The sequence below is a fragment of the Acidisphaera sp. L21 genome, from assembly GCF_009765685.1.
GTDB lineage: Bacteria > Pseudomonadota > Alphaproteobacteria > Acetobacterales > Acetobacteraceae > LMUY01.
The window spans coordinates 25,115-44,673 of record NZ_LMUY01000018.1 but is presented as its reverse complement, the minus strand read 5'-3'; the positions used below and the strand labels follow the sequence as shown (position 1 = coordinate 44,673).

Here is a 19,559-nt window from a genome sequence, read left to right as displayed (position 1 = left end):
TGACACGGGCGCCCTTTCGCTCTTTCGCCGGGCTGCCGGCCGGGGCGATCCTGGTTGCGGAGTGGCTGACCCCAGCGGATGCGGCCCTGATCGACCCGGCCCGCGTGGCTGGCGTGGCGACGGAGGAGGGCGGGGCCGACGGCCACACTGCCATCATGTTGCGCGCGCTAGGCATCCCGACCGTGCTGGGTGCGATGGGGTTGACGGCGCATATGCGCGCTGGCGGATTGGCCGTGATCGATGGGTCGGCCGGGCTGGTGATCCTGGACCCGACGCCCGCGACCGTGATCCAGGCGCGGCGCGGCGTGCTGGCCTTTGCCCGTCGCCGCCAGCGCTGGGGCCGGCTGAGGCGGCTGCCAGCCGTCACGCTGTGCGGCACGCCGGTGGAACTGCAGGCCAATCTGGAAATTCCGGCAGAATTGCCGCTGATCGCGCAATCGGGCGCCCATGGCGTCGGTCTACTCCGCAGCGAGTTCCTGTTCATGAACCGGGACGAACTACCGGACGAGGATGCCCAGGCCGAGATCTACACTACGGCGGTAGAGGCGATGGCCGGTGACCCCGTCACGATCCGGGTGCTGGACTGGGGCGGCGAGAAGGAGATCGAGGCACTGTCCAGCGCCGGGGCGGTGCCCGACGCTGCCGACTCCAACCCGGCGCTGGGCATGCGCGGCATTCGTATGCTGCTGCGCTACCCGGCGTTGTTGGAGACCCAATTGGCGGCAATCCTGCGCTCCGCCACGGCTGGCCCGGTGCGTGTGATGCTGCCGATGGTGACCAATGTGGCGGAGGTGCTGCAGGCCCGGGCGATCTATCACCGGGTGGCAGACCGGTTGCGTAGCCGGGGCATGAAGCTGCCGGAAGTGCTGCCGCCCCTCGGCGTGATGATCGAGGTGCCAGCGGCGGCGCTGTGCGCGGATGCATTGGCGCGGGTGGCCGATTTCTTCGCCATCGGCAGCAACGACTTGACGATGTACACTCTGGCCGCCGATCGGGCGGAATCCAGTGCCACCGACATCTACAACTCGCTGCACCCGGCCGTGCTGCGCCTGGTGCGAATGACGGTGATCGAGGCGAACCGCGCCGGCATCTCTGTTTCGGTGTGCGGGGAGATGGCGGCGCATGCCCGCAATATCCCGCTGCTGCTGGGGTTGGGCCTGCGCTCCTTCTCGATCGTGGCGACCGCGGTGCCGCGGGTGAAACAGGCGGTGCGGACCGCCAACATCGCGGAGTGCGATGCGTTTGCCACCGAGATCATGGCGCAGAGCGACCCAGACGCCGTGACCCGGCTGATCACCGCGCATCACGCGCGGCTCTAGTCGACCCACAAGGCCAATAACTCAATTGGCCTACCAATATGTGGGATGGACGCTGCGGATGCGCGTCGTTAGAGATAATTCAAAGACAATGCCTTGAGGAGTTCGTCCCCGTGAGCCACCCGACACAAGCGCCGCTTGCCGGCACCGGTGTGACCGCCCTGCATCAGGTTCACGCGAACCTTGCGCCGCCCGCTTTGGTGGCAGCATCCATGCGTCGCAGCGAAGGCCGCCTGTCGGCCGATGGTGCGCTGATGGCGATGACCGGCGTGCACACTGGCCGATCCGTGCAGGACAAGTTCGTCGTCGACGAGCCAGAGACCACCAACGACATCTGGTGGGGCAAGATCAATCAGAAGCTGCCCGGCGAGAAGTTCGAGGGGCTGCGTGGCCATGTCGCCAGCTATCTGGGCGCGCAGCAGGAGCTGTTTACGCAGGACCTCTACGCCGGTGCCGACCCAGCGCATCGTGTGCGGGTGCGGCTGGTTACCTCCTCCGCCTGGCACGCGCTGTTCGCCCGCAACATGTTCATCCGCCCGCCTGCGGCCGAACTGGCCGGGTTCGAGCCGGATTACGTCATCCTACATGCCCCGCATTATCAGGCCGAGCCGTCGCGCGATGGCGTGCGGACCTCGACCGCCGTCGCGCTGTCGTTCAGCCGCAAGCTGATCGTGATTGCCGGGACCGAGTATGCGGGGGAGATCAAGAAGTCGATCTTTACCGTGATGAATTACAAGCTGCCGGCCGAGGGCGTGCTGCCCATGCACTGCAGCGCCAATATGAACGACAAGGACGAAGTCGCCCTGTTCTTCGGCCTGTCCGGCACGGGGAAGACGACGCTGTCCTCCGACCCGCATCGCCCGTTGATCGGCGATGACGAGCATGGTTGGGGCGAGAACGGCGTCTTCAACTTCGAAGGCGGCTGCTACGCCAAGGTCATTGACCTGAGCAAGAAGGCCGAGCCGGTGATCTGGGCCGCGACCCATCGCTTTGGCACGGTGCTGGAGAACGTGGCCGCGGACAAGGCGGGGCATCTGGACTTGACCGATGGCACCGCCACCCAGAACACACGCGCCTGCTACCCGATCGACTTCGTGTCCAATGCCAGCAAGACCGGACGTGGCGGGCAGCCGAAGCACGTGGTGATGCTGACATGCGACGCGTTCGGCGTGTTGCCGCCGATCGCCAAACTGTCTGCCGGGCAGGCGATGTATCACTTCCTGTCCGGCTATACCGCCCGCGTCGCCGGGACGGAGAAGGGACTGGGTGGGGAGCCGCAGGCGACGTTCTCCACCTGCTTCGGCGCGCCGTTCCTGCCGCGACGGCCGGATGTGTATGGCAAGATGCTGGCCGAGTTGATCAAGCGATACGGCTCAGATTGCTGGCTGGTGAACACGGGCTGGTCTGGCGGCGCCTATGGCGTGGGCCAGCGCATGCCGATCCAGCACACCCGGGCGCTGCTGAACGCCGTGCTGGATGGCACCTTGGCGCAGGTCAAGTTCGTGAAGGACCCGGTGTTCGGCCTGATGATGCCGACCGGCGTGCCGGGCATCCCGGATGAGGTGCTGAACCCCCGCGCCGCCTGGGACGACAAGGCAGGCTACGACAAGGCGGCCCATCACCTGGCCGCCTTGTTCGAGAAGAACTTCGCCACGTTCCAAGACGGGGCAAGCGAGGACGTGAAGAACAGCGCCATCCGCGCTGCCGCCTAATTCGACCAGGCGCTCCTTCGTGGACAACGGGGGAGCGCGGCTTCGTTCGGCAATGGGCTTATAGCTGCCACAATCAAAGCCCGGCGAAGACGCAATTGAGTGGCCTCTTGTCGCTGCAATCAAGTTGCACAGCGATTAATTCGAGGCCATCCATGTTCCATCCGATCTCGCCCGCCTCGGAGGGCGCCCCTGTTCCAGCATCCGCCATGCAGCGTTGGCTGCGGCGGATCTACTTGTTCGGCCCGGTGGCGCTGTGTATGGCCGCTGCGTTGGTTCTGGCGCTGCGAGCGCTGCCGCTTGCAGGCGGTGCGCGGCTGATCTTTGCCGCAGCGGTTGCGCTCAACGTCGGCTTGCTGGCCCTGTCATCCTGGAGCAGCGTTCTTGGCGTGGCTGCTGTCATGTGGGGCAAACGCCCGGCGGGGCACTGATCGTTAACGGTGTGTCTCACGTCTTGATAAGGACGCCAGAAATACGCACCACCTCCACCGATCATTAACCGCCTTGCCGCATCCTCAGGGCGATCTTATCGACCTTGTGGAGGCGTTCATGGCCGATGCACCTGCCACTTACGCGAATTTACCCGTCCGGAACCATCGTTTGGCAGCGAGCACGTTGGCGATCGGGATGATTGGCGTAGCGCTGTTTGCGGTGCCTTTCGGCCGTCTCGCGCTAGGCGCCAACCCTAGCTTCCTACCAGCGTTCGGCGCCATGACGCTGCTCAGCGACCTGCTCACTGGCTGTTTGCTGCTGTCCCAGGCGCGGTTGGCCAAGACGCGGCCGCCGCTGCAGCTTGCCGTCGCCTACCTCTTCTCGGCCATGATGATCGTTCCGCATTTGCTCTCCTTCCCAGGCGTGTTCGCTGCCGAGCCGGTCATCGGTGGCAGCGCCAGTGCGGTTTGGCTCTGGGCCGCGTGGCATGGCGGCTTCGCGGTGCTTGTGCTCACCTTCGCCATCAGCCGCCCCAGCCCGCTCCGCCGCGCCGACATCGCTCGCATCCTGGGCGGACTGGCCCTGGTGGTGTCTGGCACGAGTGTGCTGGCGACGGTGGGGCTGCCCCTACTGCCGACCATCCTGGTGAATGGCAATTACGACCGGCTGACCACGCTGGGCATCGGCCCCGCCATTCTGGGCGTGACCGCGCTGGCAACGATCCTGGTGGCGGTTCGCCACCGGTTTCGCGATCCGTTGTCGGTTTGGCTCGCGGTGGCGATGCTGGCAGCCACGCTGGATGTGACGCTGACGCTGTTTGGCGGCGGCCGGTTTACCCTGGGCTGGTATGCGGCGCGATCGCTCAGCCTGGTCACCGGCGTCACGGTATTGGCCGCGCTGTTGTCGGACTTCGTCGGCCAGGCCGGCCGCGTGGCGCAAGTCAACAAGCAGCTGGAGCTGATGCTGCGCACGGATGTGCTGACGGGCGTGGCCAACCGCCGGGCCTTCGAGTCTACGTTGAGCGCCGAGTGGCGCCGTGGCCGGCGGGAACAGACGGAAGTGTCGCTGTTGATGATCGATATCGATCTCTTCAAGGGCTTCAACGACCGCTACGGCCACCCGGCGGGTGACGTGTGCCTGCGCCAGGTTGCCGCCGCGTTGGAGGGGCAGGTGCAACGCCCGGCCGACCTGGCGGCGCGGCTGGGTGGGGAGGAGTTCGTGCTATTGCTGCCCAACACCGACGAGATCGGCGCCGCACGCGTGGCCGAACGGGTGCGCGCCTGTGTCGTCGCCCTGGGATTGACCCATGGCGGGTCTGCATTGGGCTACGTCACCATCAGCATTGGCGTTGCCACCAGCCGGCCGTTCGACTGGTCGGACAGCCCGGACGCGCTGATCGAGGCGGCGGACCAGGCGCTGTACCGGGCGAAAGCCGCCGGCCGCAACACCGTCTGCACCGCGGGGCTGTCGGTTCCGGTGCTCATCGCTGCCTGAACCGCTTACTTCCACGTCGCCAGGAAGAACCGGGGCAACTCGTCCGGGAATGGTTTGAAATTCAGCTGGCGCGAAAACGCGTAGGTCGTCACGTAGGTGTTCAGCGGCAACCAGTACATCTGGTCCGAAATTCGTCGCAGGGCGGCAGTGTAGTCCTTCCGCCGCTCATCCGCGTCGGTGGTGGCGCCACCGGCTTGCACCAGCTTCTGCACGTCGACGTCGCGGCTATAATCATTGCCGCCGCCGTCGAAGAACACTGGCAGGATGGCGGACACGTCGTTGACCGAGTAGCTGCCCCAACTGCCGGAGGTGATCGGGTTTTCGCCATTCAGCGCCCGTTGCACCACGACGCCCGTCGGCAATTGGCTCAACCGCGCGTTGATTCCGACCGCCTTCAGGTAGCCCAACACCGCGTCGCTATATTGCGGCAGGACGTAGCTGACCAATTCGGTGTCGAAGCCGTCGGGATAGCCTGCCTCTGTCAGCAGTTTTTTCGCCAGCGCCGGGTCGTAGTCGTAGTGCGTGGCCACGGCCTGGTCGCAGCCGAATTGGGTGGGGTAGCACGCGGCCTCCAACACCCGGCTGCCGCCCTGGACCAATTGCCGGGCGATGGTGGCGCGGTCGATCGCGTGGGCGATGGCCTGGCGCACCTTCAGCTTGGTCATGGGATTGTCGGGCCCGGTTCGGCCGGCGGCATCGAAACTCAGGTAGCCGATGCGCATGCTCTCGGCGCGGATCGCCTGCAGGCTGGGCACGCGGGCAATATTCTCGAACTGGTCCGGGTTGAACTGCCAGATCCAATCAACCCGTCCAGCCAGGATCTCGGTAATCTCGGTCGTTGCGTCCGACACTTCGTGGATGACGATGTTGGCGATCGCTGGATGCCCCTTCGGGCCGTCGAAATAGGCGTCGTTGCGCTCCAGATCGATTTCCGACGCGCCGTCGATCTGGGTGATGCGGTAGGGGCCAGTGCCGACGGGCGCCTTGCTATACCGCCCCGGCCCTACGCGCTCGCGATAGGCTTTCGGCCAGATCGGCAGCGTCATCGCCATGTATTCCAGTGCGGCCGGGAAAACCCGCTTCAGCTTCACGCGCACGTGGAGCTCGTCGATCTTCTCCGCCCCGGCGAGGTAGGCGAAGTTGGAGGGCACCGCGACCTTCGGGTCCGCCAGCACGGTGTTGATGGTGTAGACAACGTCGTCCGCCGTGAACGGGCTGCCGTCGTGGAAGGTAACGCCCTGGCGCAGGGTGAATTCCCACGTCGTGTCATCCGTCTGTTTCCAGGCGGTCGCCAGCAGCGGCTTGATCTGGAACGTGTCGGGGTCACGATAGACCAGCGTGTCCCAGGCCTGGTGCGCCAGGACCAACCCGGTGCGGAGTTGGTTGTAGTACGGGTCCACATTGTCGATCGCGTCGCGCCAGGCGATCCGCAATGTATTGGCCGATTTTTGCGCGTGCGCCGGGGAGGCCGCGATGAAAATCACGACCATCACGCCGATAAGCCACCGCCACGCACGCATCGATATCCCCCTACACGGGCAGAAGCCTAGAAGTGGGACTGACCGACAACAAGCGCCTGAAGCGGATTCTTGTGCATTGCGGTGGCAACATTCCTGCTCACGTCGCGTTGACCTGGCGAACGGCGATCCATGCCGCACACGGGAGTCACAGACATGCTTCGTTACGCCCTCGTATTTGCCGTGATATCCCTGATCGCCGGCTTCTTTGGCTTCAGCGGCCTGTCCGCCGCCACGGCAGGCATCGCCAAGATTTGCTTCTTCATCGCCATCGTGATTTTCCTGATCTTCCTGGTGATGGCGCTTCTCGGGATCAGCCTGTTTACCTAGCGGCTTAGGCAAAGCCTGGCGGGGGGGTGAATCCCCGCCAGGCGCGTTCCAGCAGGGCGGCGACCGCGATGGTGGTGCGATCGCCGAATAGCGGCCCGGCAATCTGCACGCCGAAGGGCAGGCCAGACGTGGTTTGACCCAGTGGGGCGACGCTGGCCGGCAGGTGCATGACCCCGGTCAGCAGCGGCCAGAACAACAGATCGTTGTAGGAAATGTCCTGCCCGTTCACGACGAGCCGGCGACGCCATACTTCGCCCTCGTTCATGTGCCCCCAGGTGGGTGCGCCGAGCGCGGGGCACAGCAGCACGTCCCAGTCGTGGAAGAATGCGCCCCAGGTCCGGCGCATGCGGTGCCGCTGCTCGTTGAGGCCGAGCCATTCGGCGTGGGTCATGTCCACTGCGCCGAACAGGACGGAATTGGCGGTCTTGTCATCGGGGCCGAGTTCTTTCGACCGGGCACGGGTCACCACCCGGTCCGCCTCGGTCGCCCGGCCGCTCAGGGCCGCGGCCAGCAGCCTCAGCGACGTGTTATAGGCAGCGTCGACGTCGATTGCCGGGCGCGCGGTGCGGTCCACGATAGCGCCCTCCCGTTCCAGCATGTTGGCCAGGCCCAGCAGGGCGGTGGTGATTGCCGGGTCAGTGGACTGGCCGGGCTGATCCGCCCATACCGCCACGCGCAATCCGCGTAGCCCGGCGGTGCGTGGCGGCGGTAGTTGGAACTGAAGCGCCGTTTCTACCGCATCCGGCCCGGCCATGACGTCCAGCGCCAAACCCAGATCCTCCGCCGATCGCGCCAGCGGCCCGATGCAGGAGATGTCGGTGGTGGACGCGTTCTCTGCCAGCGCATGGCCATACAGCGGCAGCAGCCCATGCGTCGGCTTGTGCCCGAAGATGCCGCAGGCATGCGCCGGCTGGCGGATCGAACCGCCGATGTCGCTGCCGGCCTCCAGCCCGCAGAACCCGGCCGCGATCGCCGCCGCCCCGCCGCCGGAGGAGCCTCCGGGCGTCGTGTCCAAATTCCACGGGTTGTTGGTGCGGCCGTAATTGGCGTTGAAGCTCTGCCATTCGCCAAGCATGCGCGGGATGTTGGTCTTGCCGAATACGACGGCCCCGGCTTGCATCAGCCGATCTACCGCCAGTGCGTTGCTGGTGGCGATCTTGCCGTGATTCTCCGGCACGCCCCAGCTGGTCGGCAGGCCGGCGACGTTGAAGCTTTCCTTCAGCGTCATCGGCACGCCGTGCAGCTTGCCGGTGATCGGGCCGTTGTCCAATGCCCGCGCCCGGTCCCGTGCCCGGTCGAAATCGCGCACCACAACGGCGTTTACTGCCCCGTCCAATCGCTCCACCCGGGCCAGGAAATAGTCCAGCAATTCCAGGCAGCCGATCTGGCGGTTGCGCACCGCGGCGGCCAGGAAACTGGCGGAGGCGACGGACAGGTCCATGGCGATTACCCCAGCATCGAGTTGAAGGCGCCGCCATCCAGCAGCAAGTTCTGCCCGACGATGAAGCCGGAGGACGCGGCGCACAGGAACACGCAAGCGTCGCCGAACTCCGCCGGGTCACCCACGCGGCCGGCTGGGCTGTTGGTGGCGCGGGCGGCGATCTCCTCCTCCACGCTGCGGCCTGCCTTGGCGGCGGCGGCGGCGTTGGTGGTGCGCAGTCGGTCGGTCAAAAACGGGCCGGGCAGCAGGCCATTGATGGTGACATTGTGCCGCGCCACCTGCCGCGCCAACCCGGCGACGAAGCCCGTCAGCCCGGCGCGGGCGCCGTTGCTCATGCCCAGGGTCGGGATCGGCGACTTCACGCTGCCCGACGTGATGTTGACGATGCGGCCGAATTTCCGCTCGATCATGCCATCCACCGTCGCCTTGATCAGCGCGATTGGGGTCAGCATGTTGGCATCGAGTGCCTTGATCCAATCGTCCCGTTCCCAGTTGCGGAAGTCGCCGGGGGGCGGCCCGCCGGCGTTATTCACCAGGATGTCCGGGTTGGGGCAGGCGGCCAGGGCGGCGGCGCGACCTGCCTCGGTCGTGATGTCTCCGGCAACGATCGTGACGGTGGCGCCGGTCTGGTTGCGAATGTCGGCGGCGGTCTGCTCCAGCGCCTCCGCCCCACGGGCGGTGATTGTGACGGCAACGCCCTCACGCGCCAGGGCCATGGCGCAGGCGCGGCCCAACCCCTTGCTGGCGGCGCAGACGAGGGCCGTGCGGCCGGTGAGTCCGGTATCCATCGAGCGTCTCCTAAATTTGCATCGTCGCCAGGATCTCGCGGATCGAGTCTGGCACCGGCGTTGGCCGCCGGGTCTGTCGGTTCATGTGCACGTGGACGAAATGGCCCTCGGCCGACGCCTCGTCCGCCTCGCCGCGGAACACTGCCAGTTCCCAGCGGACGGAGGAATTGCCCAGCTTGCCCAGGCGCAGCCCAATCGTCAGCACGTCGGGGAAAGCGACCTCGCTGAGGTAGCGACAACTGGTTTCCGCCACCATCCACATCGTGCCGTCGTGGAGCCCGATCAGATCGCGCTCGATCAGCCAGCCGGTCACAGTGGTGTCGAAGAACGAGTAGTAGAGCGCGTTGTTCACGTGCCCCAAGACGTCGTTGTCCATCCAACGGGTAGTGATGAGGCGGAAGGCCCGGTAATCGGCACGGCGGCTGATGGGCGCGCGGGGGCGGGGCGTGTCGGGAGCAATCATGGCACCAATCATGGACAGCAAGCACTTGGCGCGCTAGATGCCCCGCGCCATGACGAAAACACTGACTGCCCTGCTGGTCGCCCTCTCGCTCCCCGGCGTGGCAAGCGCGCATGCGATTTTGATCGACAGCACCCCCGCCATCCGCGCCAGCATACCGGCTGGGCACGAGGCGGTGACGCTGAAATTCAACTCCCGCATCGACCGCGAGCGCTCGCGCCTGACGCTGATCGGGCCCGACAAGTCCGAGACCCGGCTACCCGTAGGTCCCAATGGTCCGCCGGACGTGATGACGACGTCGAGCGACCTGGCGCCGGGCGCCTACACGGTGCGCTGGCAGGTGCTGGCGGTGGATGGCCACATCACCCGGGGCGACGTGCCCTTCACCGTGGTCGCGCCCTAGCCCGTGTCGCTTCTCGTCGATCTGTTCGGTTACCTGGAAATCATCATCCATGGGCTGACGATCCTCAGCCAGTCCATGGCGCTGGGCGGTGTGCTGTTCCTGCTATTGCTAGCCCGGCCGCTCGCGGCCGAATTGCCCGGCGGGGGAGTCATTCCGCGCTGGACAGCCAATATCGCCGGCTGGGCGGCGCTGGCCCTGGTGGTGTGCGAGGGACTGACCATCGGGTTGCAGGTCTCGGTCCTGATGGACACGGTGGATCTGTCGTTCCTGGAGGTGATGGGCGCCCACTTCGCCATCGCCGGGTTGGTGAAATGTGCCGCGGCACTCCTGCTGAGCTTGTGCCTGCTACTGTGGCGCAAAACGCCGGCCGCGCTGCTGCTGGCACTCGGTCTGGTGGAGTTGGCGGCCGCGACGCTGTCCACCCATGCCGCAGCGCGGATGACCGACAGTTCGGCGCTGCTGTTCGTCGAGGGGCTGCACCAATTGGGCGCCGCGATCTGGGTCGGCGGGATTCCCTGCTTCATCATGGCGCTGGCACGGGTGCATGACGGCATCGCCTGGCGCCGGGTCAGCGAGCGGTTCTCCCGCATGTCGATGTTCGGCGTGGCCTGTATCCTCGTCTCCGGCATCGCCATGAGCATCGCCTATATCGGGTCGTGGGAGGCGGTGTACGGCACCGCGTTCGGCGTGATGGTGGTGGCGAAGGTGTCGATGTTCGGCGCTCTGCTGGTGCTGGGGCTGGGCAATTTCCTGACCACGGCGAAGCTGCGCGGTAATCCGAACGCTCCGGTTCTGCGTATGAAGCGGTTTGCCGAGGTGGAACTGGGCATCGGCATCTCAATCTTCTTCGCCGCTGCCTCGCTCACCTCCGTACCCCCCGGCATCGATCTGACGCAAGACCGGGTGACCTGGGCGGAGGTGGTGGAACGCAACACCCCGGTGTGGCCACGGCTGCACTCTCCCGGCTACGACGATCTGGCGCTGCCGCAATTGCAGGCGCAGTTGGACACGGAATACGCCAAGCGGCAGCAGGCCGCGCCGCCCGCCTCCATCCCCGGTGATGGCGAGTTGCCGCCGCGCAACGCCGCGGACATTGCGTGGAGCGAGTACAACCACCACTGGGCCGGCCTGTTCGTGGTGCTGATCGGCGTATTGGCGCTGCTGTATCAGGGCGGCGTGCGCTGGGCGAAGCATTGGCCGCTGGCGATGCTGGGGCTGGCGGCGTTTCTGGCCATCCGGTCGGACCCCGAAGTCTGGCCGATGGGCTATGTTGGCATCTTTGAGTCGCTGCGCGACGTGGAGGTGCTGCAGCACCGCATGTTCGTGCTGCTGATCATCGTCTTCGCCGTGTTCGAGTGGAGCGTGCGGACGGGGCGGCTGAAATCGCCCAAGGCCGCGATGGTATTTCCGCTGTTGACCGCAGCCGGCGGCGCGCTGCTGCTGACCCACAGCCACGCCATCTCCAACGTAAAGGACCAGCTGCTGATCGAGCTGACGCACACGCCGTTGGCCTTGGCCGGCATCGGTGCCGGTTGGGCGCGGTGGCTGGAGCTGCGGCTGACGGGACGCCCGGCGCGGATTGCCGGCTGGGTGTGGCCGATCTGCTTCCTGATTTGCGGCGCGGTGCTGTTGATCTATCGCGAGGCCTGATACGCTCGGGCCGGCATGGCCCATGCCTCATCCCCCATCGCGATCTACGCCGCCGTTGCCGGCAACCTACTGGTCGCTGCCACCAAGTTCGCCGCGGCGTTCTACACCGGCAGTTCCGCCATGCTCAGCGAGGCGATCCACTCGGTGGTGGACACCGGCAATGGCGGCTTCCTGCTGCTGGGCCGTCACCTGTCAACCCGGCCGGCGACGCGTGACCACCCGTTCGGCCACGGGCTGCAACTGTATTTCTGGACCTTCGTCGTTGCGGTGATGATCTTCGGCGTGGGTGGCGGCGTGTCGATCATCGAGGGGATCGAAAAAATCCGAACCCCGCATCCGGTCGAGAATTCATTCGTCAATTACATCGTGCTCGCCCTGTCGATCGTGTTCGAAGGCGCAAGCTGGGTGGTGGCGCTGCGTGAATATACCGCCACCCGCAGCAAGAGCGACCAGCGTCGAAATTCGCTGCTCGGCTCCGTGGTGGAGAGCAAGGACCCAACCAATTTCAGCGTCCTGCTGGAAGACAGCGCCGCTCTGCTGGGGCTGGTGGTGGCACTTGGTGGCCTGTTGGGCGCCGAGTTCCTGCAGGCCCCCCGGCTGGACGGGGTCGCCTCCGTCGCCATCGGATTGATCCTGTGCGGCACGGCCTGCTTCCTCGGCTACCAATGCCAATCCTTGCTGACGGGCGAGGCCGTGGCGCCAGAGGTGCGTGACGGGATCGAGCGGATCGCCTTGGCCGAACCCGGCGTGATGAGCGCCAACGACGTGTTGACCATGCATTTCGGCCCCAACGACGTGCTGGTGGCGCTGAGTCTGGATTTCGCCGACCACCTCAGCGCCGGGCACGTCGAGGGTGCCGTGTCGCAGATCGAGCGGCGGATTAAGGCAGCGCATCCGGAGGTCAGCCGGGTGTTCGTGGAGATGCAGACACTCGACGCCCACCGCAAAGCGGGCGCCCTAGAGACGCCGGAACACCAGCAGTAGGTTATTTGACGGCATCGGTGTGACGCCGGGCGGTCCGAAACCGGCAGCGCTGGACACCGCCGCAACATCTTCCAACAGGCGCAGGCCCCATCCTGGATTGCGCTGGCGGAGATCGGCGTCGAAGGCGGCGTTGCCGGGTTCCATCGCTTGGCCAGCACGGCGATAGGGGCCGTAGAGCGCCAGCAGCCCGCCGGGCGGCAGAATACGTGCGGCACCGGCAACCAAGCCCTGTGTTGCCACCCACGGAGCGATGTGGACCATGTTGATGCACAGCACGGCGTCTGCATGGCCGACGGGCCAGTTCGGGGCCGTTGCGTCCAACTCGATCGCGGGGCGGATGTTGGGCAGATCGCTGGCCCATGAATCGACGCTTGCGCGGCGTTCCGACCCCAGATCGGTTGGCTGCCAATCCAGGCTGGGTAGGGCGGCGCCGAAATGGGCGACGTGTTCGCCCGTGCCGCTCGCCACCTCCAGCACCAAGCCGGTCGTGGGCAGATGCGGCCGCAATGCGTCCAGGATGGGCTCGCGATTGCGCAGGGCGGAGGGGGCACTCAGCCTGGCGCTATCGGACATTCAGAACGGCTCCGCTGCTCCCTCGGGAACGGGCACGTTGAAGGCCTTGATCGTCATCGAGATCAGCCCGTAATAGCCCAGCACGCCCACCAGCTCGACCGTGGCCGCCGGTCCGAGCAAGGTTTCCACCGTCTTGTAGGTGGCGTCCGGCACCTCCCGATCGTGCAGCAGGTGATGGGCAAAGCGCCACACCGCCTGCTCGTCCTCCTCGACGAAATGTGGGGTGCCGCCGGTGCGCACTGCTTCGACCGCTGCCGGATCCAGCCCGGCCGCAATGGCGATTGGCGCATGGACGTGCCACTCGAACCCGGCCTTCCAGAACGCTCCCGTGGTGATGATCGCCAATTCCGACAGGCGCGGCGGCAGAGAGGTGTGATAGCGGCAGAACGCACCCAGCGCCTGCGCCCGGTCGGCCAGCGCCGGGCTGTGCAACCAGGCGAGCAACGGCCCCTGCACCGTGCCGCGCGGGCTGGCCTTGATGGCGTCGTAGGCCTGCTGCTGCTCGGCCGTCATGCTGCCGGGCGCGAGGTCCGGGAGGCGATAGCTGGTCATATTGCGGTCTTGTCCCCGCCCTTGAGTGACAGGATCTCCCGCGCCTCATCTGGCGAGGCGATGCTGAGGCCCAGCCCTTCGATGATCTGCCGGGCCAGCTTCACCTGCACGGCGGAACTGGTGGCGAGCTTGCCGGGGCCGGCCCACAAACTATCCTCCAGCCCGACGCGTACATTGCCGCCCATGGCCGCGGCGATCGCCGCCACGCGCATCTGCGACGCCCCGGCACCCAGCACAGACCAGCGATACTGATCGCCGAACAGCCGGTCGGCGGTGCGCTTCATGTGCGCAATGTCTTCCGGATGGGTGCCGATGCCACCGAGGATCCCGAACACCGACTGCACGAAGAGCGGCGGCTTCACCAGGCCCCGGTCCAGAAAGTGTTTCAGGTTGTATAGATGCGCGATGTCGTAGCACTCGAACTCGAATCTTGTGCCGTTCTCGCTGCAGGTTGACAGGATGTATTCTATGTCGGCGAAGCTGTTGCGAAACACCAGGTCCCGTGTTGCCTCCAGCGCTGGCTTTTCCCAGTCGTGCTTGAACTCGGTATAGCGGTCCAGCAAGTGATACAGGCCGAAATTGATCGAGCCCATGTTCAGGCTGGCGACTTCCGGCTTGAAGGTAGCGGCGGGCTTCACCCGCTCCTCCACCTTCATGAACGGACTGCCGCCGCTGGTGATGTTGATGACGGCGTTGGTCGACTGCTTCACCCGGGGCAGGAACCGGGCAAATGCCTCGGGCGTCTGGTCAGGCTTACCGGTGATGGGGTCGCGGGCGTGCAAATGGATAATGGCGGCGCCGGCCTCGGCCGCCCCCACCGCGTCGGCAGTGATCTGGTCGGGCGTGATCGGCAGATAGGGCGACATGGACGGAGTGTGGATCGCACCCGTCACGGCGCATGTGATGATGACCTTGCGGGTGGCAGCCATTCGTTCGTTCCCCTGCTTGCTTGCCCAACCCATAACCCGGGGGGCAAGCACATGCCAGGGACTGCCGGGTTAGGCGTGGTGATGCAGTCGGTCGAGCCCTTTGACGAACGCGATCTTGCCCATGTCGCGCCAGGGCGAGATGCCGGGGGCTGCGGGCGAAAGGCCGAACCGGCGGAGGCGATGGTTGGCCCGCAACACCCGCGCGCGCTGCGCGTTCGACCGCAAATCGTAGTTGATGCTGATCGAGACCGATACAGATTCGCCGTTCTTCACCCAGTGCGGCCATTCCACCGGAACGTGCACGCCGATGCCCGGGCGGAAATCGACTGCCCGCGCACTATCCTGATGCTCCGCCCGATACCGCGCGGCATTGAGTTCGCCGGCGTAGAACGCCTCTACCTCCGGTTGCGGAAGGATGTCGCGGTCGGTGCCGTCGAATACATACACCGTCTTGTCCCCGCGAAGCTGCAGCAGGAAGTTGGCGTCCGCATCGATGTGGTAGGCGGTGATACGGCGTGGCGAACTGATCAGCATCGTGGCGCGGCCATGCAGATTGTCGCGCTGCAGTGTGGGGCCGACGCGGGCGGCCATGTCGTCGACGACCTTGCCGAAGATCGGGCCGAATACCGGATCCCGCTCCATATTCTTCAGTATGACGAGCGTGTCCGAGTGTTCGATCCCAGCGATCGCTTCTTCCAGCGACTGCTCGTGCGCCTTGTTGTCCTCCCATCCATCCGCGACGTCGGCAGCGTGGGTGGACCAATACGCGCTGGCTGGCCCCAGCCGGCGGGCGAGGCCCACCAGGTTGTCGAGCTCGTAGAGCCGATGATGATGAAGCCCATGGTCGAAGACAAACGAGTCGCAATTGAACTTCTGCGCGAAGCGGGCGTCGGTGGTCTGTGCGATTGAGTCGGGCATGGTGGCACCCAATGGATTGACCATTAACTTACATTAACCATCCGCTCAAAACAATAAGACAGTCCCGATAACTAATCAGAATCCGTATAATGAAACACTTTGATACACCGCACCCTGAAGCCTGGCTTCGTGTTCTTCCCGATGGGTTGTTCTGTGAACCGGGCGGGTTCTACGTCGATCCCGTGCGCCCGGTTGATCGCGCGGTGATCACCCATGCCCATGCCGACCATGCCCGGCCTGGCCACGCCCATGTGTTGGCAAGCGCGGAAACGCTGGCCATCATGCGGGTGCGGATGGGTGTGGATCGTGCCGGCACTGTTCAGCAGGAACAGCCATACGGGCAGGTGCTGACCATTGGCGAGGTGCGCGTGTGGCTGCAACCGGCCGGGCACGTGCTGGGTGCGGCGCAAGTGGCGATGGAATGGCGGGGCAGCCGGGCCGTTGTGTCCGGCGACTACAAGCGCGCGCCCGACCCCACCTGCGCCCCGTTCGAGCCGATCCCTTGCGACGTGTTCGTGACAGAGGCGACGTTTGCGCTGCCGGTCTTCCGCCACCCGCCGCCTGAGGCAGAAATCGCCAAATTGCTGGCCAGCGTCGCCCTGTTTCCGGAGCGGACCCACGTTGTCGGGGCCTACGCGCTGGGCAAGTGCCAACGTGTGATCGCGCTACTGCGCCGGGCCGGATGGGATCGGCCGATCTATTTGCACGGGGCGCAAATGCCACTTTGTGCGGAGTACGAGCGGTTGGGCGTGCCCCTCGGCGATCTGCGCCCGGCCACGGTCGCCAACAAGGCGGACCTGGCGGGCGCCATCGTCATCGCCCCACCTGGCGCCATCGCCGACCGATGGGCCAGGCGCCTGGCGGAGCCAGTGGTCTGCCTCGCCTCTGGCTGGATGCGCGTGCGGCAGCGCGCCCGGTCGCGTGGGGTGGAGTTGCCCCTGGTCATCAGCGACCACGCCGATTGGGATGAGTTGAACGCCACGGTGGATGAGGTGGGCGCGCCGGAGATCTGGGTGACGCATGGGCGGGAGGAAGCGTTGATCCACGAGGTCGCCAAGCGCGGCGTGCGCGGTCGTGCCCTGCGCCTGCTGGGCTACGGCGACGAAGAAGAGGACCTGCCAGCCCAGGGAGAAGCGGCGTGATGAGGCCGGTCCTAAGGCGCCGCCGATGATCGCGTTTGCCGAGCTGCTGGAGCGACTGGTGTTGACGCCGGGTCGGTTAGCCAAGATTGCACTGCTGCGACGGTATTTCGCGACCGAGCCGGATCCCGATCGTGGCTTCGCCCTGGCAGCGTTGACTGGGGAACTGGCGTTCCAGGCCGCCAAGCCAATGCTGATCCGCGGCCTGGCGGAGGCGCGCACCGACCCGACGCTGTTTGCCTGGTCCTACGATTACGTCGGCGACCTGGCGGATACCGTGGCGCTGATGTGGCCCGCGAAGCCCACCAACCAGCCTGCGCCCGGGATGACGGAGGTGATCCAGACGCTGATCGCCACGCCGAAAACCGATCTGCCAGATATCGTCGCGGGATGGCTGGATGCATCCGACGCCTCCGGCCGTTACGCGCTGTTGAAGCTGATTACGGGCAGCCTACGCGTGGGCGCATCTGCCCGGTTGGCGAAGGTGGCGTTGGCCGAGCTTGCCGGGGGCCGCATCGCACCCGACGAGATCGAGGAGATTTGGCACGGCCTAACCCCGCCCTATCTGCCGCTGTTCGAGTGGCTGGAAGGAACGGCGGAACGACCAGATCCGGCAGGCGCCCCCGTGTTTCGCCCGCTGATGTTGGCGCAACCGCTGGAGCCGCCGGATTTCGCCGCGCTAGACCCCGCAGCGTTTCGCGCGGAGTGGAAGTGGGACGGCATTCGCGCCCAATTGGTGGCGATGCCGGGCGGCCGCCGGGTCTACTCCCGTGGGGCGGAGGACATTTCCAACAGCTTCCCTGAATTGATCGAGGCGATGGATTTCCACGCCGTCCTGGATGGCGAGATATTGGTGTTGCGCGACGGCGTCGTCGCCCCGTTCGCCGATCTGCAGCAACGGTTGGGGCGCAAAGTAGTCGGCGGCAAAATGCTGCGTGACTATCCGGTGCATGTGCGCCTGTACGACATGCTGTTCGATGGTGCGGAGGACCTGCGTGCGTTAACGTTTGATGAACGCCGCGTGCGCCTGGAAGCATGGTTCGCCCGCACGCAACCGGCCCGGATGGATCTGTCCGCGATGATACCGTTCCAGACCATTGCCGAATTGTCGGAGATACGCGACGGCACCCGGGCTGCCTCGATTGAAGGCCTCATGCTGAAGCGCGCCAATAGCCCGTACGTGCCGGGGCGGCCGAAGGGGCAATGGTGGAAGTGGAAGCGCGATCCGCTGAGCATCGATGCGGTGATGATGTATGCGCAGCGTGGCCACGGCAAGCGGAGCTCGTTCTACTCCGATTATACGTTTGGCCTGTGGCGTGAGGACGGGGAGTTGGTCCCAGTAGGCAAGGCCTATAGCGGATTCACGGATGCGGAACTGGTGCAGCTGGATAGGTGGGTGCGTAACCACACCACCAACCGTTACGGCCCCGTGCGGGAGGTGGAGCGCGGCATGGTAATGGAAATCGCCTTCGACGCTGCACAACGCTCGAACCGGCATAAATCCGGCGTGGCGTTACGCTTCCCTCGCGTCGCGCGGCTCCGCTGGGACAAGCCGGCGGCTGAGGCCGACAAACTGGAAACCCTGATGAACACCATCGAAAATCTGAGCCACTGACGTTTCATCAGCCCACCATCGTGTTCACGATGTTGCGACCAAGCCACACGAGGTTTGAAACCGCCAGACTCGTGCATGCTTAACCTCGACGGTGCATCCAACGGTAGTCACGCTGCGTGCAAGGAGAGTGCGAGTTCTCGGGCTAACCGCAAGGGTGTTTGATGCAGGGTTGTGCCGTACTGCGAGCCTTTAACTTGGTTGGTGCGCCAATCGACTTGGGCGATTGTTTTGGAACGTCCGGAACCAACGATAATGCATCCTTCACCAGCGAGGTCCGGGTCGGCTATGTCCGGCACGTAAGCCCCGACTGCCCCGGCGATTGGTGGTCTCGCGAAATCAACATTTCCGAATACCAACTCTACCGATGGCTACGCGACCACGGGGCGGACGAGGGCGAGACCGTGCTGGTGTGCTGGGCGGGCGGGGCCAGCTAGGCCCCACCTGGCGATCTACCCGGCAGAGGTTTTCCAGTCGGCGACATCGATGCGCGGGATCTCGAACTGGTCACGCGTGCGGGAATACCATCCGCCGCTATGCATCCGGCCCACCAGGTCCAATTTCGGCGTGTCGATGTAACAGCGGGCGGCATCCATGACTGCCTCGTCCACGACGTGCATCATCACCACGTGGCCGAGCACGAGATCCCGGTTGCCGGGAAGTTCCACGGTCTGGAAGATCTCGCATTCGAATGCGACAGGGCTCGCGGTGATCCGTGGCGGTGCGATTTTGATAGACGGCGTGGTGGCCAGCTTGGCCTCGGTGGTTTCGCTGACCGTAGGGTCGAAGTCGATGGCGGTGACGACCATGTCGTGCGACATCGCGTCGTTCACCAGGTTGACGACGAACTGGCCGGAATGGCGGATGTTGACCGCCGTATCCTTCCGCTCCCCATCGCGACCGTCGATGCTGATCGCCAGTAAGGGCGGCGACCCGGCGATGGCGTTGAAGAACGAGTAGGGGGCTGCGTTGACCACGCCCGATGCGGATTGGGTTACGACCCAGGCAATGGGGCGCGGCACGACAGTGGCCACCAGAAGCTTGTAGCGGTCCTTGCCGGAGAGCGTCTGAAAGTCGAATTCCATATTGGATCACCTGAGTTCGCAGGGGCGTAGTCTCGCGGCGCCGCAGCATGCTGTCCACCACGGGATGAGAGTCTTGCCAGTCCCCTGCATCGCGCCCATGTTCGAGGTCTTCGCAACTTACTGAAAGGAGGTGATCCAGTGTCTCATTGTCCGATCGCTCAGTCCGCCGCCGTGACCTGGGGTTTCGCCTTGGTACAGAGCCTGGCTTGACACCTCTCGTCTGACGG

Annotated in this window: 19 protein-coding genes; 10 read left to right on the top strand and 9 right to left on the bottom strand. The window is 65.4% G+C overall.

Features of this window, described 5'->3' with window-relative positions:
• The 4 genes from ptsP to GSQ76_RS05080 form a co-directional block, all read left to right on the top strand.
• Positions 1–1,319, top strand: a 1,319-nt coding sequence (ptsP, locus tag GSQ76_RS05095; protein ID WP_158742834.1) for a phosphoenolpyruvate--protein phosphotransferase, incomplete at its 5' end; no start/stop codon positions are given.
• 38 nt (positions 1,320–1,357) lie between these two features.
• Complete coding sequence (gene pckA / locus GSQ76_RS05090; protein ID WP_158742833.1) at positions 1,358–3,028, top strand: phosphoenolpyruvate carboxykinase (ATP); 1,671 nt, start codon at positions 1,358–1,360, stop codon at positions 3,026–3,028.
• A 152-nt stretch (positions 3,029–3,180) separates the two neighbouring features.
• The gene (locus GSQ76_RS05085) at positions 3,181–3,456 is read left to right on the top strand and encodes a hypothetical protein (protein ID WP_158742832.1); all 276 of its coding nucleotides are present in this window, start codon (positions 3,181–3,183) and stop codon (positions 3,454–3,456) included.
• A gap of 169 nt (positions 3,457–3,625) precedes the next feature.
• A complete protein-coding gene (locus tag GSQ76_RS05080; protein WP_158742831.1) occupies positions 3,626–4,951 on the top strand; it encodes a sensor domain-containing diguanylate cyclase in 1,326 nt (441 codons plus the stop codon).
• Between the two features lie 5 nt (positions 4,952–4,956).
• Here the strand turns inward: GSQ76_RS05080 and GSQ76_RS05075 are convergent, their stop codons facing one another.
• The gene (locus GSQ76_RS05075) at positions 4,957–6,441 is read right to left on the bottom strand and encodes an ABC transporter substrate-binding protein (protein WP_254070250.1); all 1,485 of its coding nucleotides are present in this window, start codon (positions 6,439–6,441) and stop codon (positions 4,957–4,959) included.
• Positions 6,442–6,624: 183 nt separating this feature from the next.
• On the opposite strand from GSQ76_RS05075, the gene GSQ76_RS05070 reads away from it, so the two are divergent.
• Positions 6,625–6,798 carry a DUF1328 domain-containing protein gene (locus GSQ76_RS05070; protein WP_158742829.1) on the top strand — a complete coding sequence of 58 codons (174 nt, stop codon included), beginning with the start codon at positions 6,625–6,627 and terminating at the stop codon, positions 6,796–6,798.
• 4 nt (positions 6,799–6,802) lie between these two features.
• Here the strand turns inward: GSQ76_RS05070 and GSQ76_RS05065 are convergent, their stop codons facing one another.
• From GSQ76_RS05065 to GSQ76_RS05055, 3 genes are read right to left on the bottom strand one after another with little or no spacing between them, the layout of a single operon-like run.
• The gene (locus GSQ76_RS05065) at positions 6,803–8,239 is read right to left on the bottom strand and encodes an amidase (protein WP_158742828.1); all 1,437 of its coding nucleotides are present in this window, start codon (positions 8,237–8,239) and stop codon (positions 6,803–6,805) included.
• Positions 8,240–8,244: 5 nt separating this feature from the next.
• A complete protein-coding gene (locus tag GSQ76_RS05060; protein ID WP_158742827.1) occupies positions 8,245–9,027 on the bottom strand; it encodes an SDR family oxidoreductase in 783 nt (260 codons plus the stop codon).
• Positions 9,028–9,037: 10 nt separating this feature from the next.
• A complete protein-coding gene (locus tag GSQ76_RS05055; protein ID WP_158742826.1) occupies positions 9,038–9,490 on the bottom strand; it encodes a thioesterase family protein in 453 nt (150 codons plus the stop codon).
• 49 nt (positions 9,491–9,539) lie between these two features.
• On the opposite strand from GSQ76_RS05055, the gene GSQ76_RS05050 reads away from it, so the two are divergent.
• From GSQ76_RS05050 to GSQ76_RS05040, 3 genes are read left to right on the top strand one after another with little or no spacing between them, the layout of a single operon-like run.
• Positions 9,540–9,890, top strand: coding sequence for a copper resistance CopC family protein (locus GSQ76_RS05050; protein ID WP_158742825.1), 351 nt, complete (start codon positions 9,540–9,542; stop codon positions 9,888–9,890).
• 3 nt (positions 9,891–9,893) lie between these two features.
• Positions 9,894–11,540, top strand: coding sequence for a copper resistance D family protein (locus tag GSQ76_RS05045; RefSeq protein ID WP_158742824.1), 1,647 nt, complete (start codon positions 9,894–9,896; stop codon positions 11,538–11,540).
• Positions 11,541–11,555: 15 nt separating this feature from the next.
• Positions 11,556–12,524: a cation diffusion facilitator family transporter gene (locus tag GSQ76_RS05040; protein WP_158742823.1), complete on the top strand. Its 969-nt coding sequence runs from the start codon at positions 11,556–11,558 to the stop codon at positions 12,522–12,524.
• Here GSQ76_RS05040 and GSQ76_RS05035 read toward each other — a convergent pair.
• From GSQ76_RS05035 to GSQ76_RS05020, 4 genes are all read right to left on the bottom strand, one after another.
• Entirely contained in the window at positions 12,498–13,097 is a 600-nt protein-coding gene (locus GSQ76_RS05035; protein WP_158742822.1) for a DUF938 domain-containing protein, read from the bottom strand. The genes GSQ76_RS05040 and GSQ76_RS05035 overlap by 27 nt on opposite strands.
• Positions 13,098–13,649, bottom strand: a complete 552-nt coding sequence (locus tag GSQ76_RS05030; RefSeq protein ID WP_158742821.1) for a carboxymuconolactone decarboxylase family protein — start codon at positions 13,647–13,649, stop codon at positions 13,098–13,100.
• The gene (locus GSQ76_RS05025; protein ID WP_158742820.1) at positions 13,646–14,578 is read right to left on the bottom strand and encodes a 3-keto-5-aminohexanoate cleavage protein; all 933 of its coding nucleotides are present in this window, start codon (positions 14,576–14,578) and stop codon (positions 13,646–13,648) included. The genes GSQ76_RS05030 and GSQ76_RS05025 overlap by 4 nt, the downstream gene beginning before the upstream one ends.
• Positions 14,579–14,647: 69 nt before the next feature.
• On the bottom strand, positions 14,648–15,496 hold the full coding sequence (locus tag GSQ76_RS05020; RefSeq protein WP_158742819.1) for a hypothetical protein: 849 nt from the start codon (positions 15,494–15,496) through the stop codon (positions 14,648–14,650).
• Positions 15,497–15,585: 89 nt separating this feature from the next.
• Here GSQ76_RS05020 and GSQ76_RS05015 point away from each other — a divergent pair, with 89 nt between their 5' ends.
• Positions 15,586–16,638 (top strand): ligase-associated DNA damage response exonuclease, encoded by a 1,053-nt coding sequence (locus GSQ76_RS05015; RefSeq protein ID WP_158742818.1) that lies wholly within the window; start codon positions 15,586–15,588, stop codon positions 16,636–16,638.
• Between the two features lie 25 nt (positions 16,639–16,663).
• A complete protein-coding gene (locus tag GSQ76_RS05010) occupies positions 16,664–18,250 on the top strand; it encodes a cisplatin damage response ATP-dependent DNA ligase (protein ID WP_158742817.1) in 1,587 nt (528 codons plus the stop codon).
• A gap of 449 nt (positions 18,251–18,699) precedes the next feature.
• Here GSQ76_RS05010 and GSQ76_RS05005 read toward each other — a convergent pair whose 3' ends face one another.
• The gene (locus GSQ76_RS05005) at positions 18,700–19,332 is read right to left on the bottom strand and encodes a flavin reductase family protein (RefSeq protein WP_158742816.1); all 633 of its coding nucleotides are present in this window, start codon (positions 19,330–19,332) and stop codon (positions 18,700–18,702) included.
• Between the last annotated feature and the right edge of the window lie 227 nt (positions 19,333–19,559).

Coding starts and splice junctions, on each gene's coding strand:
- GSQ76_RS05040 (WP_158742823.1), top strand. CDS start 11,556: ATGGCCCATGCCTCATCCCCCATCGCGATCTACGCCGCCGTTGCCGGC.
- GSQ76_RS05050 (WP_158742825.1), top strand. CDS start 9,540: ATGACGAAAACACTGACTGCCCTGCTGGTCGCCCTCTCGCTCCCCGGC.
- GSQ76_RS05025 (WP_158742820.1), bottom strand. CDS start 14,578: ATGGCTGCCACCCGCAAGGTCATCATCACATGCGCCGTGACGGGTGCG.
- GSQ76_RS05070 (WP_158742829.1), top strand. CDS start 6,625: ATGCTTCGTTACGCCCTCGTATTTGCCGTGATATCCCTGATCGCCGGC.
- GSQ76_RS05030 (WP_158742821.1), bottom strand. CDS start 13,649: ATGACCAGCTATCGCCTCCCGGACCTCGCGCCCGGCAGCATGACGGCC.
- GSQ76_RS05065 (WP_158742828.1), bottom strand. CDS start 8,239: ATGGACCTGTCCGTCGCCTCCGCCAGTTTCCTGGCCGCCGCGGTGCGC.
- GSQ76_RS05055 (WP_158742826.1), bottom strand. CDS start 9,490: ATGATTGCTCCCGACACGCCCCGCCCCCGCGCGCCCATCAGCCGCCGT.
- GSQ76_RS05005 (WP_158742816.1), bottom strand. CDS start 19,332: ATGGAATTCGACTTTCAGACGCTCTCCGGCAAGGACCGCTACAAGCTT.
- GSQ76_RS05015 (WP_158742818.1), top strand. CDS start 15,586: ATGAAACACTTTGATACACCGCACCCTGAAGCCTGGCTTCGTGTTCTT.
- GSQ76_RS05010 (WP_158742817.1), top strand. CDS start 16,664: ATGATCGCGTTTGCCGAGCTGCTGGAGCGACTGGTGTTGACGCCGGGT.
- GSQ76_RS05020 (WP_158742819.1), bottom strand. CDS start 15,496: ATGCCCGACTCAATCGCACAGACCACCGACGCCCGCTTCGCGCAGAAG.
- GSQ76_RS05085 (WP_158742832.1), top strand. CDS start 3,181: ATGTTCCATCCGATCTCGCCCGCCTCGGAGGGCGCCCCTGTTCCAGCA.
- GSQ76_RS05060 (WP_158742827.1), bottom strand. CDS start 9,027: ATGGATACCGGACTCACCGGCCGCACGGCCCTCGTCTGCGCCGCCAGC.
- GSQ76_RS05035 (WP_158742822.1), bottom strand. CDS start 13,097: ATGTCCGATAGCGCCAGGCTGAGTGCCCCCTCCGCCCTGCGCAATCGC.
- GSQ76_RS05075 (WP_254070250.1), bottom strand. CDS start 6,441: ATGGTCGTGATTTTCATCGCGGCCTCCCCGGCGCACGCGCAAAAATCG.
- pckA (WP_158742833.1), top strand. CDS start 1,358: ATGTGGGATGGACGCTGCGGATGCGCGTCGTTAGAGATAATTCAAAGA.